This window comes from Sporosarcina sp. ACRSL (assembly GCF_022346605.1).
GTDB lineage: Bacteria > Bacillota > Bacilli > Bacillales_A > Planococcaceae > Sporosarcina.
Genome location: NZ_JAKRNT010000013.1, coordinates 70,502 through 89,139, shown reverse-complemented (window position 1 = coordinate 89,139; position 18,638 = coordinate 70,502). Strand labels below are relative to the sequence as shown.

The following is an 18,638-nucleotide window of genomic DNA, read 5'->3' as shown; positions in this document are numbered from 1 at the left end:
AGAATTGATATGTTCTTTTTGTTACCTGCTTCTGTTGTTACAAATGTTACAATGGTGTTACATACGTAGACTTTATTATAGGGGAATTTAGAAAATCAACGAATTCCAGAGATACCATCCTTTGAAACAGGCGTACCGATTAAAGAGCTCTGCCTGCAGTACAAAGTATTGACTGATGACGAATTAAACACATTGCTGGACCCTTACCAAATGACTGAGATGAAAAGGGAAGGCGTCGCACATTATTAATGTAAGAGAGGGAGAAACAATTCACATGTGTCTCCTTTTTTTGTTGCTTAAGCAAATCGGTAATAAATCAATAAAAATGTACTGAGCACAAATAAAAAGTTCAGGAAGACAAATATCATTTGGTCCAATCGAGTCTTATGCATTTTAACTGGAGGATTGTAAAAGGAAATTCCTTCGATAATAAAGATGAGTAACACAATATGAATGATCCCATGTCCGACGACTTCGGTGTAGCCAAAGATGGTCGTCGTAAGAATAAATAACATTGTTACAACAACGGCTAATAAACCGTTAAGAATCCCAACGACTAATAAGTAACCAACGACGAATTCAATAAATGCGGAGAGCACAACAAATAGGTCCGGTGGGAAGCCGAAAGTGGGGACGTTATGGCGCTGAATAATATCGGTCGTCATAAAAGGATACACCCATTTTTCTACCGCAACCCAACATAAACTTAAACCTGTTCCGAGGTAAAGAATTGGAAACCCTGCCGTCTCCCATTTTGTTTTTCCCACCAAAAACTCCAAATGTAAAAAAATAAACCAAGCATGATGATGGCAGCTATTTTTGTTGCATAATGATGCGGTATTAACAGTAAAACAATAATCGCCCACATCACAACCGTTTGCCAGCCATTGTGAATCGTGAACTCAGGTGCAAACATTGTTCCATTCAGTACTTGTAATATCAAAGAGGCAGCTGTACCGTACTTCATTATATAAGTTGAGTACTTCCGGTAACATCCAATTTCTTATCAATCGTTGCGACCCCGGGAATTTTCATCAAATGCGGTATGAATTGAGATAGTACGGCTAAGAAAACAGCAATGAGTAAGGATAGAACGATGAATGGTACGGAGAGAATTTGTTCAATAGGGACTTTCTCAGGCTCCAACTCCGTAAACCATTTAACATGTGCGCTTACAAATATGGGTGACAAACAAAATAACCCTATCAATAGGATGAAATGGTGTTTCTTCAATGTGTATTCCCCTTTTTGTAACAATGCTTCCCTATTGTTATCCCCTGCAAAAAGCCAATTATGCTGACGCATTCGGACATAATTTCTTCACTTTTCACAAAGTTTCCATATGTAAGCGCTTTGACTTTGAATGATTTGTGAAAGGCTGCACAAGCATCTTTTGTTTTTGTGGAATCGGCGTAAAATGAGAATCAAGAAAGGCGTTTTGCTAGACTATACCAAGTAAAAAGGAGAATGCACCATGTGGGTACTAACCGTGTTTGAAAAGAAAAGCTTCCGGATTTTTGAGTACGCAACAAAAGCTGAGGCAGTCAAAGCACTTTGCAACTTCCACAATGCAGTCCTTTCCTACACACGCTGATCATGGACGGATGAACCCTCGGTCGAGAATTCGACTGAGGGTTTTTTGAATCTTTACGGTGCCTGTATAACCAATTTAGATGGGGAGTACTTACTTTCAAAAGAAAATTTTGTGAAGTTCGTTACTTTTCAGTATGATTGTTAAAGGTAATATTTTCTTTATGCCGTATACCTGATGGAAAGGTATGAAGTTTAAAACAAGTGTAGAAAGGAGAATTTGTTATGGCAACTCTCTAATTAGTAAAAATGTCTGTATTACTATATATATTGGAGGGGTTATTATGACAAATCTCAAAGGTAAAATAGCAATTGTGACTGGAGCTAGTCGAGCCAATGGCATTGGAGCGGCGATTTGTTTGTTCTTGGCAGAGGCTGGTGCAGATATATTCTTTACCCATTGGAGTCCATTCGATGAGAATGAAGGCAATGGAATTGAAAAAGAATTCCCAGCTTTTTTAGCAAATAGAATAAGTAAATTAGGTGTTAAATGTTTTCATATTGAGTTGGATTTATCACACCCTGGTTCACCAGTTAACCTACTAAACGAAGTAGAGAAAATGATGGGCACTCCCACAATTCTCGTAAACAATGCAACGTACGAGTCACCATCAAACTTTAGAAGTTTAAATACAGATATTCTTGATCGACATTATCAAGTAAACAATATAGGTACAATTATTTTAAGTACAGAATTCGCAAAGCGATACGAAAAAGCCTTTCCTGGACAAAGAGGAGGAAGGATCATTAATCTTGTTTCTAAAGGTCCAGACCCTAACAATCTAGCCTATATTGCCACTAAGGGTGCGATTATTGCAATCACCGAGCCGTTATCGGTTGGTCTTGCTCCTATAGGGATAACAGTCAACTCTGTTGATCCTGGTCCTACTGATACGGGTTGGATGAATGAAGAGGTTAAAGCCCATTTGGCAACTCTCTTCCCAATGGGTAGGGTAGGAGTCCCATCAGATGCTGCAAAGCTCATTAAATTCTTGGCCAGTGATGATTCGGAGTGGATAACAGGTCAAGTTATTAGATCAGAAGGTGGATTTTTAGGCAAATGAAATGATGAATCAAAGGATAAGGTAGATTGTACGACTTTTTGGCGAAAGTAATTCAATAGGAAAGCCCTCGGAAACGGCGAACCCATTTCCGAGGGCTATTTCTTATTTAATGAAAAATACCGCTCTTTTCTCTTGTTCTTAAAAATTTTCCATATGCATGATGCAAACAGTATTGTGAAAGAATTATTAAGATTTAGAAGGTCTTAACAATTAGGGGTGTGACACATGATAATATTTAATAGATTAGAAGATCTTTCTAAAAATATGTAGATAAAGGAAAATGACATTAGCTAAGAAAACAATTAGTCATCTTTAAAATGTTAGTAGTCTCCATACTAATACTAATGACAAGCGTGAACGGAGTGGTGTTTGCAACAGAAACAGAGTCTATAATAGATATTTCTACAGTTGATGAGTTTATGAGGAATGAATTATTTCCTGCCTCTTGTATTAATAGATAATTTCATTCTTAAGGTGTACCAAATCTCAGACTTGAGCCATATAAAAAATCTTTGTTGTAGTGATAAGTTTAAATTATGAAAGAAGAACTTATTGAACTGAAGGAGCATTTGAGGCTTAACGGGTAAAAAATTGAAAAATGAGGTGGCTTATGTATAGCAGAATAATTCGAAATGACATTTTAAAGAGCAAAGCCATAACATTGACAACAACGATATTTGTCGCTGTTGCAGCAATGCTTGTATCGTTAGCAGCGATACTCATCGTTAATCTTTCGGGTGCAATTGATACGCTTATGACGCAATCGAAAACTCCACATTTTATGCAGATGCATTCGGGTGAGATTGATACTGAGCGACTTGCATCTTTTGCAGAGCAAAATAACAACGTCGAAGAATATCAGGTGGTTGAGTTTCTAGGCATAGATGGCGCCGAGTTTATTTTCGGCGATAATTCACTTGCGAATAGTGTTCAGGATAACGGCCTTAGCGTACAAAACGAGAAATTCGATTATCTTCTTGATCTTAACGGCGACATCATCAATAACGTATCCGATGGCGAACTTTATGTTCCGATTGCATATATGAGGGACAACACGACAAAGGTCGGTGATAAGGCAATAATAAGCGGGAAGGTATTTACTGTTGCGGGATTTCTCCGTGATTCGACTATGAATTCCTCACTCTCGGCGTCAAAGCGATTTCTTGTAAGCGACAATGATTTCGCTGAATTAAAAGACTCTGGAAGTATCGAATATCTAATAGAGTTTAGAGTAAAGGATTTCTCAAAGATTGGCGAATTTGAAACAGCTTATGCTTCCGCGGGACTTGAAGCAAACGGACCAACAGTTACATATACGCTTTTTAAAATGATGAACGCCATTTCAGACGGGATGATGGTTGCAGTGATTCTTCTAATTAGCGCACTTGTCGTTACCATCGCATTTATGAGCATACGTTTTACGCTCCTTGCGAAAATTGAGGACGACTACCGTGAAATTGGTGTTATGAAAGCAATAGGGCTTCGCCTTTCAGACATAAAGAAGATTTATCTTGCAAAATATGCAGCGATTGCGGCGGCAGGTAGTATTCTTGGGTTTATCCTCTCGCTTATGTTCCAAAGCAAGCTTCTTGAAAATATACGGCTTTATATGGGGGAAAGCGAAAACTCTTCTTATGCTGTGCCTTTAGGAATTTTCGGTATACTACTTGTTTTCCTTGCAATTATTGCCTATGTCAATGGTGTGCTGAAACGCTTTCGGAAAATTTCTGCTGCGGAAGCTATACGCTTTGGTACTTCTCAGGAAAAGAAAGTTGGCGCTAAGCGTTTCTCCTTACTTAAAAACAAACTGTTAAGTACGAATGTATTTTTAGGTATCAAAGATGTTCTCGCAAGAAAAAAACTATACGCCACAATGCTTGTGGTCCTGGTAATGTCAGCATTTATCATGATTGTTCCGCAGAACCTGTACAACACCATTTCCTCAAAAAGCTTCATTCAATATATGGGAATCGGAAACTACGATTTACGTATTCAAACGAGTGTTTCTGATAAAACCGATGAAATTGTGAAGACGATAGATAGCGATAGTGCTGTTTCAAAGTATGCTGTTATGACAACTAAGATATTCAAAGTAAAAATGAGTAACGGGTCAGAGGAAAATATCAAAGTTGAACTCGGTGACCATTCAGCATTTCCGATTGAGTATTCTGAGGGAAGTGCTCCTGCTTCAGAAAACGAAATCGCTCTTTCGGTACTAAACGCTAGTGAAATGGACAAAAAGGTCGGCGATGTCATTACGCTGGTGATTGAAGGGAAGGAGAAAGATCTCACGGTAAGCGGACTATATTCCGATGTTACTAACGGCGGAAAAACTGCGAAGGCTGTATTCTCCGACAATTCAGCGGACGTCATGTGGAGCATCGTCAGTGTTGAACTTACAGATGAATCTCTTGTCGAAAGTAAGGTTTTAGAGTACGCGGACAAATTTGATTTTGCGAAGACCTCAAACATTGATGAATTTGTATCTCAGACCCTCGGTTCAACAATAAGTTCAGTTGAAATGGCTTCCTACGCCGCAGTTGCAGTTGCGCTAGTTATTATGGTGCTGGTTACACTGTTGTTCATGAAAATGCTTGTTGCAAAAGACAGAAATTCCATTGCCGTCTTGAAAGCGCTCGGTTTTACAAACTCGGATATTAAAACGCAGTATGTTTCTCGTTCGGTTTTCGTACTACTTATCGGAATTATTCTTGGCACACTTCTCGCGAACACTCTTGGTGAGCTGCTTGCAGGTATGATGATCTCCTCGTTTGGAGCATCTACGTTTAACTTTACGGTCAATCCGTTTACCGCTTATCTGCTCAGTCCATTGCTGATGATCTTCGTGGTACTTATCGCAACAATGATCGGAACATCGGGTGCTGGGAAAATAAAAATTTCCGAAAATATAAAGGAGTAGGGTATATGAATAACATTATTATCGGTGATCATATAGTAAAATCTTTCGGTGAGGGCGATGAACAGCGTAATGTTCTCGACGGAGTTTCAGTTGAAATAAACGAGGGTGAGTTCGTTTCGGTTATGGGACCTTCGGGTTCAGGGAAATCGACGTTGATGTTTGCGCTAAGCGGAACGGATAGCGTTGATAGTGGAAAAGTTCTTTTTGAAGGGAAGGATATTTCCGCGGCTTCGGAGAATGAGCTGTCAGATATACGTAGAAATAAAATAGGATTCGTTTTCCAGCAGCCGACTATGTTGAAAAATCTAAATATCCTTGACAATATCATACTTCCGTCAATGCGTGACAACAGAAAAAGCGTTGCTAGAATTTCGGAAAAGGCAAGAGGCCTTATGAAAAGGGTAGGTATTGCGGAGCTAGAAAATCGTGATATTACACAAGTATCGGGTGGCCAGCTTCAGCGTGCGGGAATATGCCGTGCGATTATGAATAACCCTAAAATCATTTTCGGCGATGAGCCTACTGGTGCGCTTAACTCAAAATCCGCTGAAGAGATTATGGACATTTTTTCTGAAGTCAACGCAGAAGGTACTGCAGTTATGCTTGTAACTCATGACGCAAAAGTTGCTGCGAGAACCGAACGTATTATGTTTATGCGAGACGGCAAAATCGTAAGCGAGCTAAAACTTCCGAAGTTTGACGGGGAGAATATCAATGATCGAGTCGAAGAAGTAACGGTAAAAATGCTGGAAATTGGAATATGATTATTTATTAATCTAAATCTGCTTTTTATAACTTCTAAAAGTATGGTTGAGCATGATGAGTAAGGATACGTTTAATCGCTTCTTGCCATCCTTTTGGTAACAAAATCGTTTCTCCTTTATAAAAAGCTCTTACGGCGTTTCTTTCATTTTATAGTTAGCCAGTTAAAACAGCCCTCGGAAACCGCAAAGCGGTTCCGAGGGCTGTTTCATAGTTCATTCAAACCGTCAATTCGAATCTGGCTTTCAAGCTTCCCGATAGCCGGTTTCCGCTTTGAAACGGACTTCTGCATAGGCGACTTCTGCGGCTTCCGCACGTTTCGCGCCTGTATATGTGCCGATGATGGCAGCAATGAATCCAGCTGGAATAGAGATAATCGCGGGATTGACGAACGGGAAGAGCGGTTCGCCGACGAAGAATGCTGCTCCTTCAACCGGATTGATGACGTTCGGGCTGACCGCAACAAGGACGAGTGCAGTGATGAGTCCTGTCAACATGGAAGCAACCGCACCAGTCGTATTGAATTTACGCCAGTAGATCGTGAACAGGATTGTCGGTACGTTCGCGGACGCTGCGATACAGAATGCGAGCGAGACGAGGAACGCGACATTCAGTTTTTCCGATCCGAGTGCAAGCAAGATGGAAACGACAGAAACGCCAATTGCCGCATAGCGTGCAGCTCTTACTTGCTGCTTTTCCGTTACTTTGCCTTTCTTGATGATTTCTGCATAAATGTCATGTGCTATGGCAGATGCGCCGGATAGAACGAGTCCTGCAACGACTGCGAGAATCGTAGCAAATGCAACCGCTGCGACGAAGGATTCTAGCATATCACCGCCAAGCACTCCCGCTAGCATCGGAGCGGCCATATTGCCCGCCGAGTTTTCTGCGACGATTGCGTCCCTGCCGACGAACTTAGCGGCACCGAACCCAAGAAAAATTGTCATGACATAGAAAATCCCGATGATCCAAACAGCATACACGACAGAGGAACGTGCCGTTTTTGCATCTTTTACCGTGAAGAAACGCATGAGGATATGCGGCAGTCCTGCGGTTCCAAGAACGAGTGCGAGGAGCACCGATATGAGCCCGATCGGATCTTTATAGACGACACCGGAATGAAGGAACGACTCTCCATGCGGCGTTGCATCACGCATCAAATCGAACATGCCGATAAAGTTAAAATTGAATTTCATAAGAACGAGGAATGAAATGACAATTGTACCGACCATAAGTAAAATTGCCTTAATGATCTGTACCCAACTCGTAGCAGTCATTCCGCCGAATAAAACATAGATCATCATCATAATCCCGACGATGAGGACGGAAATCCAATAAGGAATTCCAAAAAGTAGTTTAATCAGCGCGCCAGCTCCTACAAGCTGAGCGAGCATATAGAAAAGAACAATTGTAATTGTATTAAGTGCAGCGGCCCCACGGACTTTCTTCGCTCCGAACCGCGAACCGATCATATCTGCCATCGTGTACTTTCCAAGGTTACGAAGCGGTTCTGCGATTAAAAATAAAACGACGAGATAAGCGGTCAACCAACCGACGCTGTAATAAAAACCGTCAAAGCCGTTCAGTGAAATGGCTCCGGCAATTCCTAAAAACGAGGCGGCCGATAAATAGTCCCCTGCAATAGCCATTCCGTTTTGCCAGCCTGTCAACGAACCGCCGGCCGTGTAAAACTCACTCGCCGTCCGCGTCTGCTTAGCTGCCCAATAGGTGATGTATAACGTCAAAATGATAACTGCAAAAAAGATTGCATACGACATAAACCCCATGCTTCATTCCCCCTTTATTTCTTTATGTGTTTTCCGAGCAGTTGCTCGACATCTGTATCGAATTCTCTAGATTTTTTTACATAGATCTGCGTGAACACCCAAACCATGACGAACATTCCAAAAGCATAAACCCATGTCCACGTCATCCAACCGATTGCCCGATTTTCAAGGATAGACGTATACCCGGTCAATATCGGGAGCAATAGATAGATTCCAAAAAAAGCAATTACGTAAGGGCTCATAAATTTTTTCTTTTTCTTTACCAACTGCTTAAATTCATCCGTTTCGATGAGCCGTTCATAATCTGGCTGACCATCAGTCGTTTGCTGTTTGCCCCGCTTCGAAGACTTGTCCCCCTTCATCTTCACTGTCATTTCTATCATCCCCTTTGTCACAAATTGTATGCCACACTGTAGATTAGTAGAGTTGACCCCCCAACCAACTCTGACATTTACTAGATTCCAGTAGGCCATACACGTAAGGTATCAAAGTATCAGAAAATAATCAATAATATATCTACGGAAATAATAGAAAATTTGAATAATAGGTAGAAGGTAGGGATAAATCGAAGAAACACTTGAAACACAAAAAATCCATCCTTGAGCAGGGCACTCAAATGGATGGATTCTTTTCACTTTGACGAACCTTTTCGTTCAAATCCTAAATATCGCGTTCCTTGAAAGCTTAAGATGCCAAGATCGCCCTCCGCTAACATGCCGTAATCATTGCCGGAGATTTTCAACTCCATCCGGTCTCCGCTTTCTACTTGGAACGTGACGTAGTAATCCGTATGTGCAGAAGAATCCCCGCTGCCACCCCAAGTGTGCGTCCGCTTCGTCTTCACCTGGGCAGGTACCGTGAGGCGCGGCGCGTTATTATTGGCGGACCATTGTCCAATGCCTTTCACACCCGCAACAATGAACACAACAATAACAATCGCGAAAATCACGAATACAATAATGGGTACTGCAGTAAACATGAAATCATCAAACGGGGAGAAGCCCATTTCGCCACCACCTACATATCTTTTATCAGATCTTATATAATTGCTAGTTCATTATACGGAGAGGGGGGCGAATAGTTTCAAGCCACTGTCTAATTTCGGAGTCATTAAGAAGAATGACAATACATACATTTCACCAATCTCATTCCATCTTAACTTAAGTCAATGCGGCATCCGAAATAACAGAATACACTAATTGAAAAAGGAGTGGTAGGAGGATGAAGATGAAAGCAATCATCTCTGAACAATATGGAACACCCGATACGTTTGCACTACGTGAGGTGGTTGCACCCGTACCTAAGGAAGATCAAGTTCTCGTAAGAGTTCATGCTTCGTCGGTTAATTTTGGTAATCTTGTTTTATTAAGAGGAAAACCGTTCCCGGTCCGCTTCGTATTCGGACTGACGAAACCGAAATACAATATTCCAGGTGGCGACATAGCTGGAATCGTGGAAGCAATCGGTGAAAACGTGACCCGATTCCAGGTCGGAGATGAAGTGTATGGTGACTTATCGAGTAGCGGCTGGGGTGCTTTTGCCGAATATGTAGCTACTGATGAAAAGGCATTGGCACCGAAACCCGGAAATCTATCATTCACAGAAGCAGCTGCCGTGCCGATGGCGGGTATTACAGCTTTACAAGCGATAAGGGATAAAGGGATGGTAAAGGACGGGCAGAAGGTACTGATTCATGGTGCATCAGGTGGTGTAGGTACATTTGCTGTTCAAATCGCGAAGGCATTCGGTGCTGAAGTGACGGCTGTCGTCAGTACGAGAAATGTGGACATCGTCAAGTCCCTCGGGGCAGACCATGTAATTGATTATAAAAAAGAAGATTTTGGGAGTCTTGATCGTACTTATGATGTTATTTTCGGAGTGAATGGGTCTCAATCCATTTCCACTTACAAACGGAAGCTAAAAGAGAATGGACGATTCATACACGTTGGTGGATCAGAAAGTCAAATGTATCAAACGATGCTTGGACCTTTGTTATCAGTGTTTGGAAAAAAGAAATTCATCACCTTTTTGCAAAGGGCCAATCAACAAGATTTACTGGTGATGAAAGAGCTCATTGAAGAAGGAAAAGTAAAGCCGGTCATTGATCGAACCTATTCCTTGAGTGAGATTCCACAAGCATTTCACTATTTTCAAGAAGGTCATTCACAGGGGAAAGTGATGATAACCATCCACTAATCAAACAGAGACCTAGGCTGTCGTCCTGGTCTCTGTTTTTATTGGTATCTAATCTTGAAGTAGGTGAGTTGTGTCATTTACATTCTCACCAATATATTGCACCGAATGAATATGCGTCTTCGACAGCTCGATTACTTCCTTGATGAACTCTTCTTGTGTCACTCGAAACCCATTATGGATCCAATTCTGCAGGAGTCCGTAGAAGCCATAGGCCGTATATTGCTTAAAATAGTCCATATTGACAGGGATATTATTAATCGTTTCAAAAATGAATTTTTCCTTATAAATTTTCAAGATTATTTGAGGGAATTTTGTATGTAATCCTGGCAACGTGTCGTTGTAGTTAATCAAGTCAAAGAAATCTCGATTATTATAAATATAGGAAACAAATGCGAAAGAGAAAGGATTTAAATTAGATGTGTAAATCTTGTTGTCGCGTACATAGGGTTTGCCAATTTCAACTTCCAATCCTTCGAGCATGGACGTAAGCAAATCCTCCGCCAAAGCAATCTTATCAGGATAATGAATATAAAAAGTACTGCGATTATAAGTGGAGTAGTCAACAATATCTGTAACCGTGGTGGAATGGTATCCTTTCTCTTTAATGAGTGCAATTAAAGCTTGCTTTAAGTGTTCTCTCGTACGGTTTTGTTGTTTTGTTATCATAATATAACTCCTTCATTCGACAGTTTCGCGAGAAATGTCTATGTTATAAACACTTTCAATTATATTACTGATTGTTTCTTTTGTCACAAATAGTATAATTTATTTGTAAAGAAAAATAAATAAGGAAGCTAAAGGAGGACATCATGATGAGCAATCGTTTTGATGGGAAAGTTGTACTGATAACAGGCGCAGGATCTGGTTTAGGGCAAGCCTCAGCTTTACAAGTAGCGAAGGAAGGAGCAAAACTTTCTCTCGTTGATTTGAATGGAGCTTCATTAGAAGAAACAAAAAGCAAAGTGTTGGAAGTTGCACCGAACGCAGAAGTGCTGCTAATCACTGCAAACGTGGCGGATGAAAAAGCAGTTGAAAACTATGTGAACGAAACGGTCGCAAAGTTCGGTCGTATTGACGGCTTCTTCAACAACGCTGGAATTGAAGGGAAACAAAACTTGACGGAAGACTTCGGCATTGAGGAATTCCAGAAAGTCGTAGATATTAACTTAAATGGCGTGTTTTATGGTTTGAAATACGTCTTGAAAGTGATGAAAGAGCAAGGTTCTGGATCAATTGTCAATACGGCTTCCGTTGGCGGTATCCGTGGAGTCGGAAATCAATCAGGGTATGCGGCAAGTAAGCATGGTGTCGTTGGATTGACTAGAAACTCCGGAATCGAATACGGTCAATACGGAGTGAGCATTAATGCAATCGCTCCAGGTGCTATTATGACGCCGATGGTTGAAGGTTCATTAAAACAAATGGATCCGGAAAACTGGGAAGAAGTCGGTAAGCAATTCGTGCAGCCCAACCCAATGAAGCGTTTTGGGAAAACGGAAGAAGTAGGCCATTTGGTAGCATTCCTACTTTCCAATCAATCCGCTTTCATTAACGCAGCTGTTATTCCAATCGATGGCGGTCAATCATTTAAATATTAATAAATTTGTAGCCCCCTTCCAAGAAGTAAATAATCTTGGGAGGGGGCTTTTTCTTGTTACACTGTGAAAAATAATGCTAGCTTTTTTTAAAGTTCATTCAAGATGGACGAGGTACGTGTTGATCTACGAGAATAACATTGCCATCCGGGTCTTCAAGCATGAAATGCGCAACGCCATCGCTCGATTCATCCGCCTCCGTCAACAATTGAATCCCTTTCTCTTTCAGTTCCTTTTGAATATCTCTGACATCTGTAAATGCGTCTAGGTTTTCGGCGTTTTGATTCCAACCAGGATTAAAAGTAAGAAGGTTTTTTTCGAACATCTCTTGGAAGAGTCCAATGATTGTGTCCCCGTTTTTCATAATGAGCCAGTTTTGGTTGATGTCCCCTCCAAATGATTGGAATCCAAGATTTTCGTAAAATGCTTTAGATGTATGAATGTCTTTGACTGTAAGACTGACAGAGAATGCCCCTAATTTCATTTCTTCCACCCCTTAAAATTATAAAATTCAGATGTCATCAGTATAAATGAGCGTTTTGCTATATACAACATTTCAACATTTGTTTAAGGAACGGTCATCCTTTTGACACATAGGAATTCCGTTTTTGGACAATCTAACAAGAAAACTATCGGATGAGGGGATGTCTATGCAAATTGAATGGTCGTCCGATTGGAAAGAAGGCTTTGTTGAGCGGCTAGAGAATCGCAAAGCATGGGATAATTGGACGTTATATAAAATGAGCTATGACGTAGAAAAAGCGAAATTGATCACAGACTTTCACGGCCTTCAATCGCCCAAGTACTTACCCGAGCTGAAGCCGTTTCCACACCAACTAGAGGCAGCGCAAACTGTCATCGAGCGGATGAACGGGAAAGCGATTCTTGCAGACGAAGTGGGTCTCGGAAAGACAATTCAAGCGGGATTGATTCTGAAAGAGTATTTAATTCGAGGCCTCGTAAAGAAAGCGCTCATTCTCGTCCCAGCTTCGCTTATGAATCAATGGATTGAGGAGCTCAATTTAAAATTCCACATTCCCGTCATTCAATATAAAAAAGCGTATGATCTAAATTATTGCAATATCGTCATTGCGAGCATCGATATGGCGAAGCGAAGCCCACATAAGGAAAATCTCTATAACCACGATTTTGATTTAATTATTATTGATGAGGCGCATAAATTAAAAAACCCGAAAACGAAAAACTACGAGTTTGTCCAAAACTTGAAGAAAAAGTTTTGTTTGCTGTTAACGGCAACACCGATCCAAAACGATGTGTTCGAGCTGTTTAATTTAATTTCTTTACTAAAACCAGGTCATCTCGGCAACTTCGAGACGTTCCAAACGGTATTTTCTGTGAGCAAGCATAATGTTGAAGAAGATGAATTTTTAAAGGAATTGATCAACCAAGTAATGGTGAGAAATTCAAGGCACGATACAGGAATCGAATGGACGAATCGCCGCGTTCAAATCATCCCGCTTGAATTCAGTGAGGCGGAAAAAGAAGTATACGATATGATTTCAGAGCTAAGACATGTGTCCGCGGTCTTTTCGGGAGCGTTTTCGATGATCACGTTGCAAAAGGAAATGTGCAGCAGCAAAGAAGCGGCGTTCTTTACGTTGAATGAAATGCGACAGAAACTCACGAACCCAGACGAAGTTGCTTATGCCGATGAGCTGCTCCGGAAATTAGCCGCGCTAGAAACGAACACGAAAGCGGAAAAAGTGTATGAGATCATTTCTGAAGCGAAAGAAGACAAAGTCATTATTTTTACAGAATATCGAGCGAGCCAAGCCTTTTTGCAGAACTATTTATATGGAAAAGGGATTATTAGCGTCCCTTTCAATGGGAAGTTCAGCAAGAATAAGCGTGAGTGGATGAAGTATTTATTTAAGGAGAAGGCGCAAGTATTGATTGCCACCGAATCGGGTAGTGAAGGGATCAACCTTCAATTTTGCCATCATGTCATCAATTATGATTTGCCGTGGAACCCGATGAAGCTCGAGCAGCGCATTGGTCGTGTTCACCGATTAGGGCAAGAGCATGACGTTAATATATACAATTTGGCCATTAAACATACAATTGAAGACCATATATTGGAGCTGCTGAATGTGAAGATCGGTGTCTTTGAACAAGTCGTTGGTGAATTGGATGATATCCTATCAGCATATAAATTGTCGATGTAGAAGCAGGGAGGATACGCATGTACCCACAACAGATTCATCAATACGTACGGCAATTTTTCAAAGAGAATAATTGCGAAATCTTGCGGGAAAATGAGCACTTCATTCACGTCCAGTTAACGATCGAGATGGATAAAAAAATAATGAATCGTCCGTTTTATTGGAAGTATGTCGAGAGCACGGGCGGAGAGCCGAATCCTGCCCAACTCACATTGATTACCGATAAAAACAGGCTCGTTGAAAGCATTGCAGGGGAAGTCGTGCACTACGGATCCCCTCGGCTCAATCAATTGTTTCAAGTGACGAAAGAGCTCGGATCTTTCGTACAAATGTACGAAAGGGTTGTGAATGAAACCGGGCCGCAAACGATATTGACGCCATGGGTCGGGCTCAATTATAAAATCACCTATTCCAGTGACCGGACAAGAGAAGTGCTTTATTCGTTAGGCATCAACTTGATGACGGGCATGATTATTAACGGATTCCAGGAATCCATCAGCGGATTGAACTTGGCAAGCACAATAGCGGCAAACACGTATCACTTGCCGTATATCATTACACCGGTTCGCGCAGTGGAGCGATTGGACGCGGTAATTGAAAATCTTATCCAGCAGGACGATCATACATGGGCGGAAGAGGCAAAGGAAAGACGTAGAAAAGACTTGCTCGTCCTTGAGTACTTTTACAGAGGGATTGAAGACGAAGACCGCCCCGAATGTTATCGGATTGAGAAAAACGCCATTGAAGAACAATACGAGACGAAAATAAAAGTCGATGTCCTTAACGGTGGATTGTTTTATTTGAAGTCGATTTGAATTGGCAAAGGGGACCATTTACGGTTCCCTTATTTCTTTGATTTAAGCTGCCGAAAGTTGAAGGCAATGCTTTTTGTGTGAAATTTGCTAAACTATATATGAAGGTGGAAAGGAGATAAGAATATGAAAAAATTTATTAACGCAACTATATATGGAAATCCGGATGCTCATGAAATTCTAGTGGAGAACGATCAATTCAAAGCAATCGGGAATGATTTAGGTGAAGCGGATGAAGTGGTTGATTTAGAAGGACGTTTAGTGCTGCCACCATATGTCGATCCACATTTGCATTTAGATTATATTTTCTCCGGGCTTGGCGAAGGGAATGCCAATGTGTCAGGAACGCTTTTTGAAGGGATCCAGCGCTGGAGTGATAATAAGAAATCACTGACGGAAGAGCTCGTACGGGAGCGTGCGATCAAAGGGATTCAAAAAGAGGTAAGCAAAGGGGTTCAATTTATTCGTACCCATGTCGATATTACTGATCCTAATTTGACAGGCATGAAAGCATTGCTGAAACTTCGCGAAGAGTTGAAAGATATCGTGACGATCCAGCTTGTCGCATTTCCTCAAGAAGGATTCTTCCGCTATAAAGGTGCGGAACAGTTGATGGAGAAAGCGCTCGAAATGGGGGCCGACGTTGCAGGAGGAATCCCTCACTTTGAAATTTCATATGAGCATGGCGTGGAATCATTGAAGCGAATTGTCGATATGGCAATCAAATACAATGTGATGATCGATATCCACTGTGATGAAAACGACGATCCGAATAGCCGATTTTTAGAAGTGCTGAACGCGCTCGTGATGGAAAAGGACTATGGTGAATATACAACAGCAAGTCATACAACAAGCTTCGGTTCGGTAGAGAACAGCTATGCGAATAAAATGTTAGGGTTATTTAGAGAGTCGAAAATCAACTTCATTTCTTGTCCAACTGAAAATGCGCACCTACAAGGCCGTGGCGACAGTTATCCGAAACGTCGTGGCTTAACACGAGTGAAAGAGTTATTAGCGAATGGAAATAATGTAGCGTTTGCACAAGATTCCATTGCGGATTATTGGTATCCGTTAGGGAATGGAAATATGATGAACATTTTGGACAACGGCATTCATTTAGCGCATTATACGCATATCGATGAGATCAATAAAGCGCTCGATTTGATCACCTTTAACGGTGCAAACGTTATGAGAGTGAACGACGAGTATGGAATCGAGGCAGGAAAACCAGCTAACTTTATCGTGTTAGATGCGAAAGATGCTTATGAAGCGATCCGTGAACGTGCAGAAGTCCTTGTATCTATTCGTAATGGTGAATATCTATTTAAACGTGAGCCACGTAAAAATGAAGTGGAAATTGATTTTTTGAAACAATAATTATCGCAAATCCCCTCGGCAGAAGTGTCGGGGGGATTTTGTTAAAAAGATGTAACTGTGTGTTTTAAGAGGTGGCAATACAATACTAACCGTATTAATGAAGATGGTGGTTAATTGGAATGAAGTGGTGAAATCTTTCTATATTATAAAAGATGAAGTTTTTACGTGGTTTGATGGTTAAATTAAAAATGTGTATGGGAGGATCCAGATGAAAAATAATATTGTTGAATATAAAAAATTACAAGTCGGCGACGATTTGATTTTTCACGAATTGGTCTTACTGTTTAACAGGGAATTTGAATCAGGGGATTATGTAAATTCAAAAAACATAAAACATCTTTTGAATAACCCTCACTTTGTTTGTTTTGTAGCCTCTGTCGATAACAAGATTGTTGGAGGATTAACTGCATACGAACTGGAAATGTATGATCAGGAAGGATCCTCTATGTATATATACGATTTAGCTGTCAGTAAAGAGTATCAACGTAATGGAATTGGAAGTATGTTAATTCATAAAATCATCGATTTTTGTAAATCGAAATCCATTCGGGATGTGTTTGTTCAAGTTGATGGGGATGATCAACACGCTATTCAATTTTACAAAAAAAATGGTGGTGAACAATCTAAAACATTTCACTTCTCTTTTCATACATTCGATTACTAATCTAGCAGACTACGAATTAATTCATTTATTTCTAAATAAGACCGAAAAAATGTGAAACAATAATGGGAAATGATGTGAAAGGGGAGAGCGCATTCATGAAGAAGAAAATTTTTGGTGTGCATGATGATAATACGTTGCGTCAATTTAAAAATTGTTTGCGGACAGGGCACGTGGCGGGCGGTGTGTTATGTGCCGATGGGCATTACGGATATAGTCAGCCGGTCGGTGGTGTGGTTGTGTATGACGGTCAAATTTCGCCATCGGGTGTCGGGTATGACATCGCTTGTGGAAATAAAGCGGTCCGGACCAATTTGAAGTGGACAGAAATCGAAAAGGACCTTCCGCGTCTCATGGATGAAATCGCGTCCACCATTTCGTTCGGAGTCGGTCGGAAGAATAAGAAGCAGGTGGATCATGAGCTATTCGATGATCCGGATTGGGCTGTGTATCAGGAAATCGGCAAGCAGGAACATGATCGGCTAAAGAAATTGGCGAAGGATCAATTGGGAACCGTTGGAGCTGGGAATCATTTTGTCGATCTGTTAGTAGAGAAAGAGACAGGAGACATATGGGTCGCCAATCACTTTGGAAGCAGGGGATTCGGTCATAAAACGGCGAGCGGATTTTTGAACTTGGCAGTCGGACGGGAGTTTTCTGATCGTGCACCGGGTGAAAGTATGGAGCAAGCCCCGACTTTGATTGATTTGGATAGTGAGTTGGGCGATTTATATTACCGTGCAATGACGTTGAGTGGGAAATATGCGTATGCAGGAAGGGATTACGTAGTGGATGAAGTGCTTTCCATTTTGGGTGCAACTTCTGAATTTGAAGTCCATAACCATCATAATTACGCTTGGAAGGAAACCCACTTCGGCAAGGAGTACATCGTCGTCAGAAAGGGAGCAACCCCTTCAGCGCCAGGACAAATAGGTTTTATTGGCGGGAGCATGGGGGATATTTCGGTCATTGTCCGCGGAAACGATAACGAAGCGAATGCGGATGCCTTCTATAGCACGGTCCACGGGGCAGGCAGAATTATGAGCCGGACGGAAGCCGCGGGTCGGATGAATTGGAAAACCCGAAAGCGGACAGGCGGGAAAATTACACAAGAGCGGATGGATCAAGCCGTTCAAAAATACGGTGTGGAATTACGTGGTGGAGGAACGGATGAAAGTCCATTCGTCTACCGGAAATTGCGTGACGTCTTGGATGCTCACAAGGAGACGATCGATGTTCTCCATGTTTTGAAACCGGTCGGCGTCTGCATGGCAGGCGCGAATGAATATGATCCGTATAAGGACTGAGGGTCGTAGTAGTTTTCCACGTAGCCGCCTGAACTCTAGCATCAACCGCCTGATTTCTGCAATGAACCGCCTAAAGTCAGTCGACAACCGCCTGAAGCTTACCCGTAACCGCCTGAACTTTGCTCATGACCGCCTGAAGATTAACGATAACCGCCTGAACTCAGTCACGAACCGCCTGAAAATCAAGGAAAGTCCATTCGTCTACCGGAAATTGCGTGACGTCTTGGATGCTCACAAGGAGACGATCGATGTTCTCCATGTTTTGAAACCGGTCGGCGTCTGCATGGCAGGCGCGAATGAATATGATCCGTATAAGGATTAAACCCTTGATAAACATTGAACGCCTTAATGCTTTGAGCATTGGGCGTTTTGTTATGACACCTG

At 41.5% G+C, this 18,638-nt stretch carries 18 protein-coding genes and 1 pseudogene; 11 read left to right on the top strand and 8 right to left on the bottom strand.

From position 1 onward, the window contains the following. Nucleotides 1-296: 296 nt before the first annotated feature. From MHZ92_RS18045 to MHZ92_RS18035, 3 genes are read right to left on the bottom strand one after another with little or no spacing between them, the layout of a single operon-like run. A complete protein-coding gene (locus tag MHZ92_RS18045) occupies nucleotides 297-665 on the bottom strand; it encodes a DoxX family membrane protein (protein WP_239433107.1) in 369 nt (122 codons plus the stop codon). 41 nt (nucleotides 666-706) lie between these two features. After that, nucleotides 707-967, bottom strand: coding sequence for a hypothetical protein (locus MHZ92_RS18040; protein WP_239433106.1), 261 nt, complete (start codon nucleotides 965-967; stop codon nucleotides 707-709). After that, nucleotides 967-1,233: a hypothetical protein gene (locus tag MHZ92_RS18035; protein WP_239433105.1), complete on the bottom strand. Its 267-nt coding sequence runs from the start codon at nucleotides 1,231-1,233 to the stop codon at nucleotides 967-969. The genes MHZ92_RS18040 and MHZ92_RS18035 overlap by 1 nt, the downstream gene beginning before the upstream one ends. A gap of 641 nt (nucleotides 1,234-1,874) precedes the next feature. Between MHZ92_RS18035 and MHZ92_RS18030 the strand changes: the two genes are divergently transcribed. From MHZ92_RS18030 to MHZ92_RS18020, 3 genes are all read left to right on the top strand, one after another. Further along, entirely contained in the window at nucleotides 1,875-2,654 is a 780-nt protein-coding gene (locus tag MHZ92_RS18030; RefSeq protein ID WP_239433104.1) for an SDR family oxidoreductase, read from the top strand. Between the two features lie 610 nt (nucleotides 2,655-3,264). After that, nucleotides 3,265-5,574: an ABC transporter permease gene (locus tag MHZ92_RS18025; protein WP_239433103.1), complete on the top strand. Its 2,310-nt coding sequence runs from the start codon at nucleotides 3,265-3,267 to the stop codon at nucleotides 5,572-5,574. A gap of 5 nt (nucleotides 5,575-5,579) precedes the next feature. Next, nucleotides 5,580-6,338 carry an ABC transporter ATP-binding protein gene (locus tag MHZ92_RS18020; RefSeq protein ID WP_239433102.1) on the top strand — a complete coding sequence of 253 codons (759 nt, stop codon included), beginning with the start codon at nucleotides 5,580-5,582 and terminating at the stop codon, nucleotides 6,336-6,338. Nucleotides 6,339-6,581: 243 nt separating this feature from the next. Here the strand turns inward: MHZ92_RS18020 and MHZ92_RS18015 are convergent, their stop codons facing one another. The 3 genes from MHZ92_RS18015 to MHZ92_RS18005 all read right to left on the bottom strand — a co-directional run bounded on the left by MHZ92_RS18015 (nucleotide 6,582) and on the right by MHZ92_RS18005 (nucleotide 9,129). After that, nucleotides 6,582-8,123: a solute symporter family protein gene (locus tag MHZ92_RS18015; protein WP_239433101.1), complete on the bottom strand. Its 1,542-nt coding sequence runs from the start codon at nucleotides 8,121-8,123 to the stop codon at nucleotides 6,582-6,584. Nucleotides 8,124-8,137: 14 nt separating this feature from the next. Continuing rightward, on the bottom strand, nucleotides 8,138-8,497 hold the full coding sequence (locus MHZ92_RS18010) for a DUF485 domain-containing protein (RefSeq protein ID WP_239433100.1): 360 nt from the start codon (nucleotides 8,495-8,497) through the stop codon (nucleotides 8,138-8,140). 257 nt (nucleotides 8,498-8,754) lie between these two features. Continuing rightward, on the bottom strand, nucleotides 8,755-9,129 hold the full coding sequence (locus tag MHZ92_RS18005; RefSeq protein WP_239433099.1) for a DUF2500 domain-containing protein: 375 nt from the start codon (nucleotides 9,127-9,129) through the stop codon (nucleotides 8,755-8,757). A gap of 221 nt (nucleotides 9,130-9,350) precedes the next feature. Here MHZ92_RS18005 and MHZ92_RS18000 point away from each other — a divergent pair, with 221 nt between their 5' ends. Further along, nucleotides 9,351-10,319, top strand: coding sequence for an NAD(P)-dependent alcohol dehydrogenase (locus tag MHZ92_RS18000; RefSeq protein WP_239433098.1), 969 nt, complete (start codon nucleotides 9,351-9,353; stop codon nucleotides 10,317-10,319). 48 nt (nucleotides 10,320-10,367) lie between these two features. Here the strand turns inward: MHZ92_RS18000 and MHZ92_RS17995 are convergent, their stop codons facing one another. Continuing rightward, on the bottom strand, nucleotides 10,368-10,985 hold the full coding sequence (locus tag MHZ92_RS17995; protein ID WP_239433097.1) for a TetR/AcrR family transcriptional regulator: 618 nt from the start codon (nucleotides 10,983-10,985) through the stop codon (nucleotides 10,368-10,370). 146 nt (nucleotides 10,986-11,131) lie between these two features. Here MHZ92_RS17995 and MHZ92_RS17990 point away from each other — a divergent pair, with 146 nt between their 5' ends. Continuing rightward, on the top strand, nucleotides 11,132-11,917 hold the full coding sequence (locus MHZ92_RS17990; protein ID WP_239433096.1) for an SDR family oxidoreductase: 786 nt from the start codon (nucleotides 11,132-11,134) through the stop codon (nucleotides 11,915-11,917). Between the two features lie 97 nt (nucleotides 11,918-12,014). On the opposite strand, the gene MHZ92_RS17985 is transcribed toward MHZ92_RS17990, so the two are convergent. Further along, complete coding sequence (locus MHZ92_RS17985; protein ID WP_239433095.1) at nucleotides 12,015-12,398, bottom strand: VOC family protein; 384 nt, start codon at nucleotides 12,396-12,398, stop codon at nucleotides 12,015-12,017. Nucleotides 12,399-12,558: 160 nt separating this feature from the next. Here MHZ92_RS17985 and MHZ92_RS17980 point away from each other — a divergent pair, with 160 nt between their 5' ends. The 6 genes and pseudogenes from MHZ92_RS17980 to MHZ92_RS17955 form a co-directional block, all read left to right on the top strand. Then, on the top strand, nucleotides 12,559-14,100 hold the full coding sequence (locus MHZ92_RS17980) for a DEAD/DEAH box helicase (RefSeq protein ID WP_370644779.1): 1,542 nt from the start codon (nucleotides 12,559-12,561) through the stop codon (nucleotides 14,098-14,100). A 17-nt stretch (nucleotides 14,101-14,117) separates the two neighbouring features. Then, nucleotides 14,118-14,912 carry a YqhG family protein gene (locus MHZ92_RS17975; protein ID WP_239433093.1) on the top strand — a complete coding sequence of 265 codons (795 nt, stop codon included), beginning with the start codon at nucleotides 14,118-14,120 and terminating at the stop codon, nucleotides 14,910-14,912. A gap of 123 nt (nucleotides 14,913-15,035) precedes the next feature. Then, entirely contained in the window at nucleotides 15,036-16,286 is a 1,251-nt protein-coding gene (locus tag MHZ92_RS17970) for an amidohydrolase family protein (RefSeq protein WP_239433092.1), read from the top strand. A 208-nt stretch (nucleotides 16,287-16,494) separates the two neighbouring features. Continuing rightward, entirely contained in the window at nucleotides 16,495-16,950 is a 456-nt protein-coding gene (locus MHZ92_RS17965; RefSeq protein WP_239433091.1) for a GNAT family N-acetyltransferase, read from the top strand. Between the two features lie 95 nt (nucleotides 16,951-17,045). Next, complete coding sequence (locus tag MHZ92_RS17960) at nucleotides 17,046-18,254, top strand: RtcB family protein (RefSeq protein ID WP_239433090.1); 1,209 nt, start codon at nucleotides 17,046-17,048, stop codon at nucleotides 18,252-18,254. A 187-nt stretch (nucleotides 18,255-18,441) separates the two neighbouring features. After that, nucleotides 18,442-18,576, top strand: a pseudogene (locus MHZ92_RS17955) (RtcB family protein); the annotation flags it as partial. Between the last annotated feature and the right edge of the window lie 62 nt (nucleotides 18,577-18,638).